Annotated in this window: 12 protein-coding genes and 3 pseudogenes; 7 read left to right on the top strand and 8 right to left on the bottom strand. The window is 52.3% G+C overall.

Features of this window, described 5'->3' with window-relative positions; all coding sequences use genetic code 11:
* Positions 1-2 precede the first annotated feature (2 nt).
* Positions 3-461 carry a hypothetical protein gene (locus G6L28_RS21270; RefSeq protein ID WP_012478052.1) on the bottom strand — a complete coding sequence of 153 codons (459 nt, stop codon included), beginning with the start codon at positions 459-461 and terminating at the stop codon, positions 3-5.
* Entirely contained in the window at positions 458-1336 is an 879-nt protein-coding gene (locus tag G6L28_RS21265) for a hypothetical protein (protein ID WP_012478051.1), read from the bottom strand. The genes G6L28_RS21270 and G6L28_RS21265 overlap by 4 nt, the downstream gene beginning before the upstream one ends.
* A gap of 1343 nt (positions 1337-2679) precedes the next feature.
* On the opposite strand from G6L28_RS21265, the gene G6L28_RS22970 reads away from it, so the two are divergent.
* Entirely contained in the window at positions 2680-3786 is a 1107-nt protein-coding gene (locus G6L28_RS22970; protein WP_234902683.1) for a hypothetical protein, read from the top strand.
* A gap of 388 nt (positions 3787-4174) precedes the next feature.
* Here the strand turns inward: G6L28_RS22970 and G6L28_RS21255 are convergent.
* Positions 4175-4374 (bottom strand): annotated as a pseudogene (locus tag G6L28_RS21255) (IS66 family transposase); the annotation flags it as partial.
* A 249-nt stretch (positions 4375-4623) separates the two neighbouring features.
* Here G6L28_RS21255 and G6L28_RS21250 point away from each other — a divergent pair.
* Positions 4624-4854 (top strand): hypothetical protein, encoded by a 231-nt coding sequence (locus G6L28_RS21250; protein WP_035258433.1) that lies wholly within the window; start codon positions 4624-4626, stop codon positions 4852-4854.
* 103 nt (positions 4855-4957) lie between these two features.
* Here G6L28_RS21250 and G6L28_RS21245 read toward each other — a convergent pair.
* Positions 4958-5218, bottom strand: a pseudogene (locus tag G6L28_RS21245) (carboxymuconolactone decarboxylase family protein); the annotation flags it as partial.
* A 219-nt stretch (positions 5219-5437) separates the two neighbouring features.
* Here G6L28_RS21245 and G6L28_RS21240 point away from each other — a divergent pair.
* The 5 genes from G6L28_RS21240 to G6L28_RS21220 all read left to right on the top strand — a co-directional run bounded on the left by G6L28_RS21240 (position 5438) and on the right by G6L28_RS21220 (position 12984).
* Positions 5438-6868 (top strand): HNH endonuclease, encoded by a 1431-nt coding sequence (locus tag G6L28_RS21240; protein ID WP_012478047.1) that lies wholly within the window; start codon positions 5438-5440, stop codon positions 6866-6868.
* A 271-nt stretch (positions 6869-7139) separates the two neighbouring features.
* Positions 7140-10607, top strand: coding sequence for a hypothetical protein (locus G6L28_RS21235; protein ID WP_172691042.1), 3468 nt, complete (start codon positions 7140-7142; stop codon positions 10605-10607).
* Positions 10600-11076 (top strand): response regulator, encoded by a 477-nt coding sequence (locus G6L28_RS21230; protein ID WP_012478045.1) that lies wholly within the window; start codon positions 10600-10602, stop codon positions 11074-11076. Before G6L28_RS21235 ends, G6L28_RS21230 begins: the two co-directional genes overlap by 8 nt.
* Before the next feature lie 2 nt (positions 11077-11078).
* Entirely contained in the window at positions 11079-12290 is a 1212-nt protein-coding gene (locus tag G6L28_RS21225; RefSeq protein ID WP_012478044.1) for a hypothetical protein, read from the top strand.
* Between the two features lie 202 nt (positions 12291-12492).
* On the top strand, positions 12493-12984 hold the full coding sequence (locus tag G6L28_RS21220; RefSeq protein ID WP_012478043.1) for a DUF4231 domain-containing protein: 492 nt from the start codon (positions 12493-12495) through the stop codon (positions 12982-12984).
* Positions 12985-13177: 193 nt separating this feature from the next.
* On the opposite strand, the gene G6L28_RS21215 is transcribed toward G6L28_RS21220, so the two are convergent.
* The 4 genes and pseudogenes from G6L28_RS21215 to G6L28_RS21200 all read right to left on the bottom strand — a co-directional run bounded on the left by G6L28_RS21215 (position 13178) and on the right by G6L28_RS21200 (position 17456).
* Positions 13178-14986 carry a DUF2326 domain-containing protein gene (locus G6L28_RS21215; protein ID WP_172691040.1) on the bottom strand — a complete coding sequence of 603 codons (1809 nt, stop codon included), beginning with the start codon at positions 14984-14986 and terminating at the stop codon, positions 13178-13180.
* Positions 14987-14988: 2 nt separating this feature from the next.
* A complete protein-coding gene (locus G6L28_RS21210; RefSeq protein WP_012478041.1) occupies positions 14989-15237 on the bottom strand; it encodes an ABC-three component system middle component 8 in 249 nt (82 codons plus the stop codon).
* Positions 15215-16186 (bottom strand): ABC-three component system protein, encoded by a 972-nt coding sequence (locus tag G6L28_RS21205; RefSeq protein WP_035258439.1) that lies wholly within the window; start codon positions 16184-16186, stop codon positions 15215-15217. Before G6L28_RS21205 ends, G6L28_RS21210 begins: the two co-directional genes overlap by 23 nt.
* A gap of 128 nt (positions 16187-16314) precedes the next feature.
* Positions 16315-17456, bottom strand: a pseudogene (locus G6L28_RS21200) (RHE_PE00001 family protein).
* Positions 17457-17616: the final 160 nt, after the last annotated feature.

Here is a 17616-nt window from a genome sequence, read left to right as displayed (position 1 = left end):
AGTCATCTGAGCGCGCCAACGAGCGATGTGAGGCCATCAATCGCATCGCCGAGCTGATTGAGGATTGCCGTACTTGCGATAACCTTTTTATACGCCTTATTCAGCGTCCCCGCCTGGGCGCGAAGTTGTGCGGTAATTGTGTAGCGTGAAGCCGCCTCCTCCATCGCTTTTTTCCTCGCCAGGAAGTAGTGAGACTGCAAGACGCGGATTGAATTGGCAAACTCTGCTTTCTCGCTGTCATTGGACAATGACTTAGTCGCAATCAGAACTTTGATTGAGTCGGCAATAAGGATCGCAAGCCTCGCGGCGTTGACGCCGGCATCAGCCTTCCAGAGCGACGGTTTTAGTTTATCGAACCACTCCTGAATCGCACTTGGCTGTTTAATATCGTCGAGCGGAAACTTCGAGAACATCTCCTGTGCCTCTTGCGCTGCGGCGTCAAACTCTTCACTGGGCGTCATTCTACAGCATCCTTTTTCGTGACTTCGATAAGTGCCGCACTGTCCTTTGCCAATGCGCTGAGGCGCTTTATCGTCAGTCCGATATCGCCCGAACCGGTCGTTAGCGCGTGGTGCGTGTCGTGGATTGACTGAAGGAGATCAGAAATCGGAGTGGCGGCATCGCCTAAAGCGTATCGCGCCTTAACATCTGAGCGTGCATTCATGTAGGCTTCGTAGAGGGCTGCTCTGTTGACACGCGGATCCCGTCGCAGGACCGCAAGTTGCTGGTCGCGAAGCCCGGCATAGGCTGTAGCTTGAACCCACAGATCCGTTTGAAGGGGGCCAAGGTCATTTTTGAGAAGATCGACTAGGTTTTTTACCACAGGATCCGTCTTACGAACGACATCCAGCACCTGCCTAACGTAAGTGTCTGAGACCGCAGACGCGGCCGCGCGGCCCACAACTTTGATCGCTGGCGCGACCATCGGCGAGCCGCCCATCGCGGTGGCCAAAGCCGCCACCGAATTCGTCAGCTTTTCAGCCGACGCCTCAAGTTGATCGACAGTTCCCTGATCGGCGGCTTTGCCGACCGCGTTGGCATAGTTTTGCAGATCGCTAATCGCCGCAAGGCGTATTTGAAGCTGATCCGCATCCAGTCTGTTAGTCAGCTTTGACTGTGGCAACTCTACAAGAGCATATCTGCCGCCGCGAATATATTGTATCGCCTGCAGTTGCTCGTCCTGGTCTGTGGCCACCTGATTGCTTGCTGAGACGGCGGCAGCAACCGTTTTCGCACTGCTCGATGTGGCGGCGGCAAAACCATCCAGGTCGCTTTTGCTTGGTAGAACAGCGCAACCAGCGCAAATTGACGTCAGCGTAACAAGTAGTATTCGCATTTTTTATTTCCCCCTGGCACCATAATGAAGTGTTAATCAAATAACTCTCGGTTGCAAGGAAGAATTTTACGTTTCTTATTCTTATACGCGTCGATAAAGGAATGCTTGTCCGCGTCAACCACCGAAGCGGTATGGTCAGTACAAGTCTTGATGGGAGCCCGAAACCGTAATATTTCGATCAAGCACTTTGGCTTCACCGGGTCAGTCAGTTCGTATCCCAATCTCTACGCCCCGGTGAATGGCTTCGTGGAGTTCGGACCACAGGCTCGGGTATGGAGAAGAAATTCCTTGAGATCGACCTCGCTGCTTTCAAGAGGGGCGAAATCCCGAGGGGGCTAGCGCCAACCTGGTCGCGGCGGTGGACGAAACCCTAAGACGGCGGTTCTCCCTCGAGCATCGAAGGGCGAGCCATCCGCCCCTGCTTCGATTGAGACGACCTTCGCTCTCGATCAGCTGGTTGTTGGATCGCCCGAGCACATCGAGCGCTTCGAACGCATCGTGCGGGCTGCGGTTTTGGACATCTTCGTACTGTCGACGTTCATCGTCAGCCAGTCAGATGAAAGAGGAAGAGTGCACCGGGCGCGCATATACACGGCGCTGGAAGACGCATATCGGGGTGGCGTGCGGTGCCATTTATTTTTTGGCACTTCCCTGGATAAAGCGAGGCACGCATTGGCGCTGGAGGAACTTCATGAGAGACTTTGGGCAGTAAGACTTAGCCGCGGCTTCCTCCTGGTCCATCGCGACAGCGTTGGAAGTCATGCAAAATCCCTTGCTGCCGACGACGTATAGGGTGGAACAGTCGTTGTGATCGGATCATGCAACTGTTTGTCCTCACCCTTCTCCGCCGTGGAGGTTTCAATCGAACTCCGCGACCGATGGCCGTCGCGGCTGGCCTAGACATCCTCAAAGGGATAGCGGTTTCCCTCGCCAGCGCGAGCCGATCGGTGGAAATTCTTCAATTCCTTGCATCTGAAGCCAGACGGGTAAGACCCCGCTGACCACCGGGTCTGATCAGGCACCAACAACCAAGGCACGGTTGACTGTGCTCCACGCGCAAGACCATGGAGCACTTCTGCGAAAGGCAGCCCACAGCGCAAATGAAAGCTTTGTCTGCATCACGAACAGAATGGGCGCCAACGTCGTCCCTGGATTATTGAACCCGGCCGAGGTCGCAGGAGGTCGACTGAAGGACGTCCGGATTTATTATTCACGACAATCCGGTCCAACGAAGCGCAAGCACATGGCCGCTCACCGTAAAAGGCTGGAGGGAACCGTAGAGGTCATATCTGCGCGCGAACCACAGGTTCATGCTAAGGTTTCTCATATGGGACTCCAACGACGTGGTCGTCAGTACGATGAATTGGGGGTCCCAATCCGGGTCTGAAGACGATCCGCTGGATGAGGTGGGGCTGTACCTGGAGGCACCCGGCATCGCGACCTACTTGCTGGGACTTCTCGACGAAAACCTGAAGAAGGTTCTGGATGGGGTTGAGCCCGTCGGTAGCGGAGAACTCCCCCAGAGAATGGGAATGGGTGACTTTAACTGCGTAGCCGATGACGCGTCGTGGACGATCCAGCCTACCCTCGGATATTCCGGTCACAGTCGCGGTTGCGCCTTCGATGTGTGCAATTGTTCAAACGCATATTGGGCCCTGATTAACCACTTCGGGCTAACTGTGGTTTCGCGAAGTCGTTCAAGTCGGGAAGTCATGATACCAGCACCCTCCTTTAGCTCACATCCTTTCGTCGTTGTCAGTACAGGGCTCGATTTTCAGACCTTGGTTGAACACGGCTACCGAGCCCCAATTGCTTTTCGCACGAAAGATCACCTTCGCAACTGGGCAAAAGACCACCAGCTCACGGAGCTCTCAACGCGCTTCAAAAGAGCGAAGGATTTTGAGAGGGAGCGGGTTCTGGTTTTACGAGGACAGGTTCAAACACCAGCTGGTTATTTGAGCTATTCTCAAATTTGGGCTCACATTGACTTTCACAGCTATCGTGCGGCGTGTCAGCGCTATGTCGAAATGACTTACGGCACAGGAGTGAACTTGTCGAAGCACGATGTCGACCACGCTGTGTCCAGCAAACACCTTCGGAAGTATTGGCCACAGGCTTGGGTAAATGTCCTCTACGCGGAGAGCGGGATCAATCGCTCAATTGGAGCGCTGATGGAGAAATCACTTCCGCCCCCTCCAGGTGACGAAATTTTATTCAATCTTGAGTGTCTTCTAAAACTTTTTTATAAAAAGTCGCGTGAAAAAATGACGCTTGGCGATGTCAGGAAATATTATCGATCAGCTTGTAGCGCATTCATTGTTGAAGCCGATGTTGGAGACGACGCAACATTGCTCAACGCAATCCTCGCGAGGACTGTCCTAAATACTATCGCTAGTGAATATGTCTGCGGTTTCGCAGCCTTTGATGACGTCTTCGTTGTCGCGGTTTAGGAGCTTCCTCTGGTGCCATCTGAGGACTGATCATGGTGGTATTTACCGGTGCGAAGCGGAAAAACAAAGAACCTCTCAGTCGATCAGCTAGTCAACGCTGGGGTCGCCGCTGACCGCCTCGTCCGGCGTGCGGCCGGAATCGCAAAGCGTCGAGCGACGAGTAGTTGGATGAGAAGGCCGCAGCCGCTTTGTCCGGTCTGGCGCCCGATGAGCCGTCAATCCGGACGATGGAGCGGACGGGCATCCATTGCCGGACGAAGGGCCGTCGTCCGGCAGGTGCTCAAAAAGCCACCCCTCGCCGCATGCCGCCTGAACGCCGTCCTCAAGTCCAAATAAGACCATCTTAATGCCGCCGGTAAAGCACCCGAGGTCGCCATCACAGTTATTAGGCGAGCCATGCCTTCGCTTCTACGTCGTTCAGCCGGGGGGCATGATCAGGGTGAGCATGATCGCAGCGCGATCTGCGCCGTGGTCGGAACCGGCGAAGAGCTAGACTTTTCTTTCCCAAGCTGCCCCTCGTAGCGCTCTTTCCGTGACCTCGTTCGACATGCAGATCCTCCCGTCGTCGACATAGCGCACAAAGTTTGCCTAAGTGGCTGGTTCTTCTTGCGGCTTGAACGCGATGGCAATCGTGGGCGCCTGGGGGTTCACGCAATGGGCGGACCAGTTACCAAACAATCCTTTCCTCGCCGTTGGATGGTGGGTTACGTGCGCGACGGCAGCTATTCTCGGCTCCTTGGCCATTGCGGTGTTACTAACGCTGTCCCATAAAGTCCATTGAGCGGACGTTGCCTGTCTGGAGGAACTGACGACAGCATTGCTGGGGATTGAGGAAGCATGGAAATCTACTGCCGCGGGACGGCTCGGATCAGACATAGCGCGACTGGCGAAATCCACGAGATCGAAAGCGACGAGCTTGATTGGGACGCCGTTGGGGGCGATGAGCGACAGATGGGATCGGAAATCCACTATGAGGCCGTCATCGATCACCCGGAGCTAGGGGAGCTGACTTGGGGTCTAACCCACATGCCGATATACGAATGCTTCTGCGGCTGGGTCGGGGTGTGAGATTGAAAGGGCATCGTGTCCTCTGCCTTAATGATAGGGGGCACCGCATTCAGGCATGTGGCGGTGGGGATGATGATGGCGGCAGTGATCAGCAAGATATTGCTCATGGGCTCCCCTCCCTGCCTATCGCCGTCGCAGGACTTACTTCGGGGCAGTTTGCATGGCTTCGCTCCTCGAAAAGCTGTTGGAGCGCTTGGGAGGCAGCGATCGCTTTTGGGAATCCCGCCGGCACGGTCACGACTTAAATGATTTCCTTAAGTTCGTCCTCTGACACGCCGATGTTGAGCGCATAGCCGGCATGAACCCTCATGAACGCTGTTTCACCAATGGCAGCGAAGGCCGCTACCGCGGCAAGTTGGCGTGTCCAAGGTCACCCAAAGGGCCGGGTGGGTGCACTCCACCCTCCAATAGAATTTGATATCGGTTGCATCCAGGTTCGCCAACGTGGTGAACTCGACGAAGAGGTTGGTAATGTTTTGATACTATGAGACTTCGCGTCACAACCATGCATGATCGTGCATATCCGGGGGCGTGGCACGTCATTCAAATCTTAGCAACAGATTTTAGGGTCGAGAAATAGCGCATGAGTGAAAGACGAACTTCATCTTCAGCCATCAAGCGACTTTTCGCCCTAAGTGGCGGTAGGTGCGCGTTCCCAGGTTGTCACACCGACCTGATGCCGGATTCGGGTGGCACGATTGCTGAAGTTGCGCATATCGAAGCCCACTCCCCTGGCGGGCCGCGTTTCAATCCCGCTCAAGAGTCCGAAGATCGGCAAAGTCTCGACAATCTCCTTCTCCTTTGCCCCAGCCATCATGCACTAATTGACCGCGACACGTCGACGTACACCGCGGCCGTTCTCAAAGGTATGAAGATTCAGCACGAGGCTTACATTCACCAGCGCATCGCCGGTTCATTTCCGCTAAACCACCTCGAACCCATAGCGGCGACCCAACTCGCGAGGCAAGTCGATGCATCGGCTGCAGACTTTGCAATCGTGACCGCCCTACCTCAGGAACTTGCAGCCGTACTTGAGTACTTTCCCACTCTTCAGAAAGTGATTATCGGCGAGTCGCGGACTTACTATCAAGGCATTGTTGTCGCTCATGACGGAACGACGAAATATCGCGTTGTTGTGGCCCTTCTTCAGAGAATGGGCAATGTCCAAGCCGCCGCGGAGACTGCAGAGCTAATTCGGCATTGGATGCCAAGATATGTCGTTATGTGCGGAATCGCAGGCGGTTTGCACCCCGGTAAACAGCGCCTCGGCGATGTCGTCATCAGCACAGACGTTGTATATTACGAACTTGGGAAGGTCCGAGAAAACGGACTCGAGCGTAGACCGGTCTCCTACATGTCTGACCCCCTGCTAATCGACAGGGCTATGCACATGCACTTGGGAAGCGCTTGGCGAGCCCGACTGCCGCAGAGACCTGACAACTGTGCCTCGAGTGCGACGGTGCCTGCAGTCCACTTTGCGCCAGTCGCATCGGGTGATAAAGTCATAGCATCAGAGGCCGACGTAAAAAGCCTCATTTTGCTTCATCCCAAGCTTGCCGCCGTTGAAATGGAGGGTGGAGGTGTCGCAGCCAGCGCTATGGCAGCCGCTCGCCGAATCGGCTTCTTTATGGTGCGCTCGATTTGCGATTTTGCAGACGACAGCAAAAACGATAACTGGCAAAAATATGCGGCTCATGCGGCTGCGAGCTTCCTCAGCGATTTTCTCTCGACACGGCCTGTCGCACCGACCGAGGGTCCATGGGCACCAAGCACACTCAAGGACGACGGAATCGATCCTAAATGGGTGCGCGAAGTGTTCTTTCCAAAGATGTGCAAAACCATGAATATGGAAGAGCTCTGCAATTTTTGCTTCGTACTACAGGTGGATACCGATGATCTCACAGGTTCGAATAAAACGGCGAAGATAAGAGACCTTCTCCTCCGTGCAGAACGCCGCGGTCGACTTCAGGAGATTGTGAAGGCGTACGAAGAGTTCGTGAAAGAGGAGTGGTAGAACAACGTACCGCTAGCGCGATCTGTGGCCTTCTCGGCCACGGCGGTCAGCCAAAACACACGCTTCTGGCTTTCCGCTGCATCTTCCACGCGGAACTGAGCCGGTAAGGTAGATAAGGCTCAATTCCGCACGGAGACCAACACCTATGGCAAACGACTGCACAGATCGTATAGCCCCTAGTAGCGAAGAATTGGTGGATGGTTACAATCACTGCTTGCGCCTACCTATCACCGGTGATTTTATAGCGCAACAATACTTGTAGGATGTGGAATTGCTGGCGAAGATGGCTGAAACAAACAACAATGGTTTAATGCAATCCTATCTGCAGCAACAACATAAATTACGAGGGATAATCTCACAATTTAAGTCAAAAGAATTCGTTGAACAGAGGCGCTTTTCGCCAAGTTTACGTTTCAGGCAAGCGCTCAACGAACTTTATATAAGCTCGAAGATAAAATTGACTCACAGCCAGTACGCAGGCTTTATCGCTTGGGCTAACGAGATGTTAGCTAGCCAACTCTCTGAATTAGATAGAATTCCTATCCGCTATGACAATTTAAGCGGGGTCATTCCGAAAGAAGCGGTCGACCTAAGTACAGAGCTGCGGTGGATTACTGCGCGGTTGCACGGAGAAAAAGAGAAGATTTCAAGGTTCCTGTTTCTCAAAGAGGCCGTAGAAGGTGCAGCGATCGGAGGAGACTACACAACAGCGCTTAATCTACTTGAAATTATTTTTGATACTTACGGTGCGACCATGTGGTCCGTGCAATTGCGAATTGCACTTGAGCAAGTTGTAGGTGGCTTGGAACAACAGAAAAAGTATGCTGCGCAAGTGCGATCGATCTATAAGCAGGGATTACTTGCATATGTAACCTATCACACGAGCGTTCGAAATGAGGAAAGGACGACAATCTCAAAATACTTTGATGAGATTGAGCGGCGGATCTCAAACCACGCATACTACGATGACGCTACTCAGACCTATATGCGTTATCGGCTAAAAAACGAACTTCCTGCTACTGATGCCGGTATCGCTGACGTTTTACGAACTGAGCAGAGTCATGGCATTATTGACATTTACGAAACATTCATCGCGGTGCTACAAGAACTCGTAAAGTGGGAAGGACGCGACGAGCTTCATCAGATTCTGATTGAGTGCGTAAGTAATCTAGGTGTTTCAGATTATCGGCTACAAAAAATTCAGTCAATTTTTGTTCCCCAGGACATCAACACCCTTCTACCTCGCAGCCAAAAAATTTCTGATTTTCTTTTTTCGGGATCAGGTGTGCAAGCCTTTAGGGCAGCCCGGAAGAGCTTACCAAGCGATCCTTGGCAGGTAATATATGCAGGTTTCGCGCATGCCAGTTCACAACGCCCTCCCCGTAGTTCACTGAACCCAAAGACCTTGCACAGGTGGCTTGCTGCTGCCTTAGCTGCATCAGAGCAATCAAATGATTATGCCGCACAAGCAGCAAAGCTATGCATTAATTTTCGAGGGCTCTCTTTCATGGTTGGCGTCGGCGAGTACTTAGCACAACTCCGCCGCGACAAGCCTGACAGTGCCTGGAAACATTGGGTGATAGGTTTGAATAGCCCAACTCATGGTATTGAGGATCTTGTAAATCCAAAGATTACCGGATTGGCTGCGTTTCCCGAAACTCCTACTAAAAAATTCTGGTCCATTTGCCTAACTGGTCAGAGTGCTATTGAACTCGACAGCCCGAGTTTAGTCCTTGGCCGATCACTCTATCAGCTGGCGCATGCCAATCCTGAAAGCGCCTGTGAAATATTGGCTGGCGTAGAAGATCCGCCACTTGCTATTCGCGCGCTATGTCAACTTGCCCGCCTCCACGCGCTGCATGCATTTGGTTTTCGACATAAGAAGATCGAGCTTATCGCGTCTGAAAGTGTTAAAAATTTATCTTGCTTCAACTTATTCCCAGTTGCCGAAAGCCTTCGTGACTGCGCTTGGGAGGATTTCAAATCCGTTGAATCTCCATTAGCCGCTCCGATCGCGCTTCACTTGCTTTGGTCTCGAACTGAGGAGAGCCAAACGGCATCGCAATTGCGGTTCGCCACGGGTCTGGCACTTCGTAAGCTCGGAGTGAACAGACCCAGTGCGCTCCTAGATCGCGCCGATCTACTTGATGATCGAGAGCTTGTGTACTTTTTAAAACATGTATGTGTTCCAGAAATACTTGATGTCACCAGGTTGTTTTCAAGCTCGAAGGAAGTTTTAGAGGAACGACGCAACATCTTCTTAGCGCTTAGTGATCTACGGCCCGAAAGCGCTGACGACTACACAGCTGAAGCGATGTTGATCTCGCATAATCTGATGGTTGATGAAGGTCGTTGGATAGTTGATCGAACCAGAATACATGTTGAGGATGAAGCATTCGTTCGGTGGGCGTCACGAGAACTACAAGAAGATTACGAGCGATATCGCGACCTCGAGCCGGTTAGTGTTGACGCCCCGCAAACGTTCGATGACGTCCTGCGGGAGTTGGACGGGGCCGCGTTGAGCCGACATTCATTCTCGCCGGACAACGAAGCAGACGCAGTTTTGATGAGCGTCATCCGCCGCGCAGGGGATGAATTCCTGACAAATGCAACTTTTGGGCTCGATTTCTACCTAGCAAAAAATGTTAGACATCATTCATTTATCGGATTGATAAGGGGACCACTCGAAGTCAGTGGGCTGATAACTACTCGAGAGACTGAAACCAGCGAGTATCATCCTAACAGGTATTGGTTAGAGTCATTTAAAACGTTAGAGACTGCAGACCGCACACGGATGGAGCTGGCTTTTCGAAATTTTTCCGCTCACTTCGATGACATTTTGCTCGACGCGAAAGATAGATTTTTCCATGTGAGGACAGCGGAGTATCCTTCAGGAATGCTCGCCATTCCTTACAGTGATGCACTTTATTCCGTTGTAAGGGTTTGGCTCACCCTTGACCTCGACATCACCACGTTTTTCCGTTTCCTAATTACTGTTTTTTGGATATCGCTGGAGCAATCACTTCAAGCTGTCAGACAGCTAATCTCTGTTGTTCTGAAAGGCGCTCTCGTTGCAGAGTTCGATAAATTGCGCTCTTCTGTTAAAGAAATAGCAGAGTTTGACCCTGGATTTCTCGAATTTGACGCAGAAGCTGGAAAAAGATCTGCCGAAGTTCAAGGAAAGCTTGATGAGGCCTCGCAGTGGTTTGTGCACACTGGAGCCTTGGCTAGTCAGCACCTTTTTACACTCGAGCAAATACTGGAAGTTGGTCTCGAGGCGACCCTTACTACTCAAAGGGGATACTCGCCGCGTATTAACAAGTCAACAACCGGAAGTCTGTCCCTGGACGCCGCAAACTTAGTTTTTGTCCATGACGTCCTGTTCGTCGGACTAGGTAATACCAAGAAGCACTCTGGCTTGCCCTCACCTAAAATAGATATAGCAGCAAAGTGGAGCGATGAGGCTCACACGCTGTCGATTGAGATTATTAGTGATTGTAAAGCGAGCGTGCGGCCAGAGAAAGCGAAGCGAGCCGCGGAGGTCCGACAGATGGTCTCCGGCGGAACTTACTCACGTCAAACTCGAAAGGACGATGGAAGTGGATTTGCGAAACTCGCGGCAATTGTAACTCAGTCAGACCGGGGCAGGATCGAATTTGGTTTTGGGAATGATGGACGCTTCCGCCTAGAGGTAACTTACGCCGTGGTGTTACAAACAAAAGATAGCGCGAATGGTTAAGAAACCAACAATTTTGCTTGTTGAGGATGAGGCTCCAAAACGTGATCACATTGTGAGACTTCTCCATGAACTTAATCCTCAACTCGCTATCGTAACCGCACGATCAGTTAACTCGGCTCTAGATGTGGTGGAAACAACTGAAGTCGACTTAATGCTTCTCGATATGTCCCTTCCAACCTTCGATGCTGGTGACCGTGAAAGCGGTGGAAGGCCGCAAGGCTTTGGAGGCGCCGAGATTTTGAGAATGATGCAGATGGCGGAGCTATCGTGTCCTGTAGTTATCATTACGGGTTATGAGGGTTTTGCAAAAGACGGAGGCCTGACAGTTGATCTCGACCAACTACGGCGTGAGTGGATAGCCGAGTTCGAAGGGATTGTCAGCTCTGTGTTGCATTACAACTCAACCTACGATGAATGGAAGACAACGCTTTCTAGCACACTTCAGAAACTCGGCCTGAGAGAGGACTAGATATGCAGATCCTAATCGTCGATGACCAGCCTAAGCGCTACGATATTTTTATCGCGGAACTTAAAGCAATGGGTATAGATCGTGGCTCAGTGGATATTGTAACTTCGTGCAATGACGCAAGAGCTCGATTGATGGGTCAAGAATATGACTTACTACTGTTAGATATCCTGGTTCCCCTTCATCCGGAAGATTCGGAAAATCCTCAAAACGCCATTGATCTTCTTTTTGAGATTCGACAAAACGACTTAACGTCTAAAGCCCCATATATTCTTGGTATTACAGCGGATAGAGCCGCTGCGGGATCAGCTCTTGCACAATTTGAAGACTGGTGTTGGACAGTCTTAAATTACTCTCGCTCCACCGACGAATGGATGCATCGCGCCCTCAACTGCGTGACATTCATTCGTGGACGAGGCAAAAAGCCAGAGAATTCTAACCTCGGAACGGAGGTCGTCATTATATGTGCTTTGGAAGACCCTGAACTCTCGGAAGTACTGAAACTTCCGTGGAATTGGCAGACATCTCGTCCGCTAGACGACACCATATTCATTCACGATGGAAAATTCGTGGTTGACGACAAGAGCTACAATGTATGTGCCGTATGTCTTCCCCGTATGGGCATGGTGGCGAGCGCTATAGCGGCAAACACACTAATTAGTACTCTAAGACCAAAACTTATCGCTATGACAGGCATCTGCGCTGGGGTGCGCGGAAAAGTGAAGTTGGGAGACGTTCTTTTTGCAGATCCTGCATGGGATTTCCAAAGCGGTAAGTGGGACGGCGAGACAGGGCGCTTTTTGTTTCGACCTCACCATATTCCAGCTCCGGCGAAAGTTCGGAACCATATTCTGCAGCTTCGGGGAGACAGTTCTGCACTTGAGGCAATCAGGCTCGAGTTTGAAGGTACGAAACCGGACACGAGCCGGATAGTGCTCGGTCCGCTTGCTTCTGGGTCCGCAGTGCTATCCGATGGAAGAATTATTCAAGGCGTCAAAGGACAGCATCAAGAATTAATTGGAGTTGAGATGGAAATTTATGGAATCTATGCGGCCGCCCACGCCGCTTCCTCACCACAACCAACCTTTCTTGCAGTCAAAGGCGTCTGTGATTTCGCTGATCCAGATAAGGCTGATGGTTATCAACGGTATGCAGCTTACTCAAGTGCACAAGTTCTCCGTCTGTTGTTAGAGCGTTACGGAAATCGTTTGATTTGAGTGTACTTGTTTCAATACTGCGTAGCTGGATAATTTTCCCTTTCGAATCGCGTGCAGAGTCCATACAGCGCACTGAGTTTCAAAGAAATGGGTGTCATCAAGCGTGCAATGCGCCAGCACGCGAGTGACGAGATTGGAGAATCCTCTTCGCCTGTTTCATACTTTGTTGAAACAACACCAACACATTGGGAATGTTCTGACTATGTATCGCAAGGATAAAACGATCCAAGCCGACGTGTTTACCACCGCAAGCGCTTATTATTCTACTGTTCGCCAAGGCTATCGAGAGAAAGCAGATCACAACAAGCTGGAGTCTCAACTTTGCTTCTCCGTTATCATCGCCTCTACGTTGACTGCACCACTTTTCGTTACGCTTGGGACAGGAGACCTTTGGGCGAAAGGCGTTCCGTCAGCATTATCAGTTTTGGCGGGTGGACTGACCAGCTGGCTCCAACTTCGAAAGCCACAGCGTCTTTGGATGATTTATCGCCGAGCTCAACGCGAACTCGAGGAGCACAAAGCCAATTTCGATTTTCGCGATGGCGAGTTTGCCGATTGCGCTGATGCAGACCAGTTACTCGCCAGGAAAGTCACAAGCGTTAGTCGGTGGGTACATGACGCATGGGAAGGGCTGGTCCCAGAACAAGAATCTTTGGCTAACTCTAAAAGCTTTGAGAATAGCAAATCTGAATGAGCCTCTGCGAACTCAGATCATACAAACAGAGCACGTTCAAAGAGTCAGACGACGGTGGAGGCAGCCATTGACAACCTATATGGTGATTGACGGGAACGAAGAGTAAGACGAAGTCTTCCAGCAGCGGCACAATTCGGCCAAGCTAAGGCTTCTGTACCTCTCGGCTCCATTACAATCGTCCGTAAGATCGAAGTCAGAATTCGGCCATCTTGAACAGCCGGCCAGCTTGCCCGCTATCGTCCAGTCGGAGGACTATCTCGTCATCTGCGAAGGCAACGAGCTTATCCTTGGAATCGCGCGGTAGATCAGACGCGATGACTGTCATGATATACTGAAGCTTTCGGTGGCTGACCTGCTCACGGACAAGCTCGAGGAAGGCAAGCTTCTTTCGATCGTCGAGAGCTTCAAACATTCCATCGTGATACACGAAATGAAAGAACGGAATGTCCTCGTAAACGCGCAGGAGCGCTAGGTCGAACAGGGCGCAGATCAACTTCTTATAGCTGGTACCCTCACCTTGGCTGGAGGCAACGCCTTTTTGCCCGGCAAGACCCAGGCTGATCTTGTAGTCAAGATTGTTGTTAGAATTGATGTGAAAGAAGAAAATGCCTTCGTGGTTAAGCACTTTTTGACAGTATTCGTTGAAAATCCTGGCGAAGCGTTCATAGATCACCGTCGGCTTTTCAAGCATAGCCTTGATCTCGTCTACGACCCGGCCACGGTCACGCTCTGCCTCGCGGACCTGCCTTGCGGTTTCCGCCACAGCCTCAAGCTTTTTGCGTTGCTCGCCAAGATATACAAGCTGCGCCTTCTGGTGCGTGACGTCCTTCTGCAAAGCCTTGAACTTTTCGAAGGTGTCCGTCGAGCGAAGAACCTTCAGACGCTCAACTCGCCGAGCATCAAGCAACGTCTTTTGACCTTCGGCCGCCGATAACGCGACCTCAAGCTCCTTGCGGCGCTTACGCAAAGCGGCATTTCGCTCTTGGGTGACCTTCTTCTTAAATTCCACGAGCTCGCCATACTGCTTTTTGAGCTGCGTCGGAAAATGAAGTTTTGCTTCATCGAAGATCGATTGAACTTCGCCCAGGTCGAACTTGTCCTTATGGCTGAGAGAGGTGTCGATCTGGCCAATATCGTATCGTGCATCGTAGATCTGCTGATTGAGCGAGGCGATCTCTTCCTCAATGGTGTCGACGAGCTCGCGCATGATCCGACGTTCTTCATCGTCGAAGCGGAACGCGTCGAGCTGCCCCTCCAAATCCTCAACATGCTGATGGAGGATGCCGAGTTCCGCCGTCAGTTTGGGAAGGTCCTCTTCTTTGAACTGGACCTCAGACTGCTGTTCAGACTGCTTTTCCTGGAGTTTTGCAATGCGTTCGTCCAGCTCGTATTTTCGGGTGATCGGATTCTGATTGAAGCCAAAAAGATGAGCGACAAACGGTTTCCAATGAAGATCACGCCCGGCTTGGAACTTCTGCAGCTGCAGTTCATCACTCCAGTCGCCCTGAGAGCGCAGGAAGTAGGTGATTGCCTTTCTGTAGTCGTAAGGTTGAAGCGCACGCAGATCGAGCCATGCGTCGAGAAGCTTGATCGCTTCATCGATCGGCAAATCTGGATGATCCCAGACATCGTCGGCAGCACCATCAAAATTTTGATCGGGATCTTCATGAAGGGAAAGGGCGACGCGTGTGGGTGCAGCAACGCTACGTTTAATCGTGGCATACCCACCACCATTCAAGGCAATCTCGAGATAAAAGACAAAATCGGCGAAACGGTCCCGATGTTTGTAGAGAAAGCTGTCCTGCGACCATCCCTTCAACATAAGGAAATCAATCAGCTGCAGGAGCGTCGTCTTACCGAGATTATGCGAATCTTTCTTTCGATCCTTAGGATGCTTGACCTCGCCGAGCACGATATTGAGCCGATCGGCATTGGCTCCATGATTGAACCCGATCGGTGAAAGAATATCAGGAAGGTTCGAGTAAAGGCGACTGATTTGCATTGTCAGTCAGCCTTGTATTCGAGAGTGTCGTTCTTGATGTGGTACTCTGCCTTGCCCAGCAAAAACAGCAGGTCGAGAGCGGGGAGGAAGGAAAGTTCGCCGTCCGGGCCAACCCGCCGGATGACAACACCGCGCAGCTTCTCGAACTCGCAAACGCCACGCTTTTGCAGCTCCTTTAGGACAAGCGAGAACACGCGTAGCAGCGAAGTATCAAGGTTCAGGTGCTTCTTAGGCGTCAGCATGGACGACATCTTCGTTTTCCTCCAGCTGCTTGATCCCGATATCGCAATTGAAATACATATAGTGCAGCAGGATCGAAATCAGGCGTCGCTTGCCCTTCAAAACGTCCCGTTTCTGCTGAATTTGCTCATACATGAACAGGAAGATGTCATCGAACGCTCCGAACTGGGCGCGCTTTGCGATGATCTTCTGCTTCAACTCGTCGGCGGCGTCGTGATACAGCGCTGCGAACTCGTCATTCCTCGGATTTTGGAGGAATTGGGCCACTCGCTCGAAATGCGGCATGGATTGTGCGACGATGACTTGGCTATAATACTCGTCCGAAACCCCGTTGAGCTTGTTTTTAAACGGCATTTTCAACTTCTCAAAGTCGAATGCACTCTCAAAGGCGCTTTGCCCGTCATCCGTGGTGTAGGAATGGAGTGCGCCGATTACCTCAGCCAGATCGTCTGGATTGAAGCGAAAGGGCGAAGGATCGAGCAGATTCGGCAGTGTTTCGCGAATATCAGGATAATCGTCGAGTGCTAGATGAAGGCGCTCGACCCCAATGATGTGGGCGGAAGTTACACCAAGCGCCTTGAGATCTTTCATATATTTCTCATCCGCGCCGCCCGTATATTTTCGGTTGGCGAAAACGAGGTAGTGATCGCAGATGCCCTCGCCATTGAGGCGCTTGACCTTCTCGTGTTCCTTCGCAAGCAGCCCTGCGAAATCGAGATCGGAGCAGGATTTGTTTGGCGCAGCAACATGCTTGGCCTGCAAGACGAAATGCCCAGACAGCGGTGAAGCAGTGCTTGGAAAGCTGTTGGCGGTCCCGTGGAACTTTCCGTCACGGCCGCCGTCCCGTCCCCGGGCAAAGGGTGTTATACCCTCGCCGAGCCAACGCACGCAAATGCGGACGACGAGTCTTTCGAACTCGTCCTCATTTAGCTCGTGCAGTCTGTAATCGCGAGGCAGCATAGGACCAGTTTTGCAAACAAAAGTTGAACATAACTCTAACGTTTTTGGACTACCCGAGCGCAATTGCGTTTGCAACGCCCGAGGTCCCACATTTGATGGGATTCGGACGTACAAAACGGGCTGGCCCACTAGATCACTCCCCATGCCCGAAACCTCCCCCCCCGTCATCTCACGCAAGCCCGACTCCTCGACGATCCGCAGCGCCGCCCGCGGCGTGACGCCAAGGTCCTTGGCAATCATCCCGGCCGACACCAATGGTTTTGCCATCACCAGTTTGATCAGCTCTGGTAGTTTTGACGACGTCCGTTTTCCCGCCAGTTTGCGCTCCATCATGATTTTCGCCAAACCGGTCGTGCTCCTTCAGCCCAAGCGCTGCGGCCGCCAGCAAACCATGAGCAATGGACAGCAGTCGCGTTTCCCGGTCGCGATGCCGACGCCGATCCACGGGAATGGTTTTCAGGCCAAGATTGATGGCGGCGAGATGGGAGCCGCTGGTGATGCCGGCTTCCCGAAGGATCGACGCAGACAACAGGCGGCCGAGCCAGGACGCGTGCTGCAGCACGGACAGTTCGTTCCAGGCATCGAGGGCGACGATGGCCTGCAGTATCGCCGGCAGGGTTTCGGCCTGGCGCAACACGCCGCGCCATTCGTCGAGCCGGGCATCCTCGTCCCAATCGAGATCGTAAACCAACGCATCTTTTTCGGCAGCACGGTTATCGCCGGCACGCCTGGGACGCCTCGCGTGCTCTATCGCCGCCTTCGATCGGGCCAGCAGCGCATCGATAGCGGCATAGTCGACGCCGGGGAGATTCTCCGCCTGATCACCATCATCCCCCTCCCCTTCCTCATCGATCGGGACCGCGGGCCGCATGACGCTGGCGGTTCTTGCCGCCTCATCGCCGGTTGAGGCGTTCTCCGATGTCTGCCGGAGCGTGCGAATGCCTTCCGGCGATAGTGCCCAGTCGGGCGACTGTCCGGAAATCCGTCGACGGGTGCGCAGCACGTCGCGGGCGATTGTCAGCTCATGGGTGGGTGTGCGGATATCGCGGGTCGCATCGTGAAGGACGAGGTCTTCGAGATGGACGAGTTCGCCGTCAATCCAGAGGGAAGCACAGGCGTCGGCGAAGTTTTGGCGTTCGATCCAGCCGGCGCCGACCGGTGAACGGGCGATCCGCTCGTCCAAACGCGTCAGAGCAGTTCCCGCGTCGAAAGCCGGCCGCATCAGGGCTGACATGCTAATTTTTGCAAGATCGCAAGCCATTGAAATCATGGTAAATGATTTTCTATAGGAACTCTATAGGAATATCGCAGTTCATCACATGGTATGGTTGTGGGTTGTTGGTATAACCATCGTTAATTACTCCTTATCGATGGTAGATACTATATATAAAACCTACAGGAAATTTAATATATAATTATATAGCTCTTGA

Source organism: Agrobacterium larrymoorei, from assembly GCF_013322225.1.
GTDB classification, from domain to species: Bacteria; Pseudomonadota; Alphaproteobacteria; order Rhizobiales; family Rhizobiaceae; genus Agrobacterium; species Agrobacterium larrymoorei_A.
Note: the sequence above shows the minus strand (reverse complement) of the source record. Positions and strands in the feature narration are given on the sequence as shown.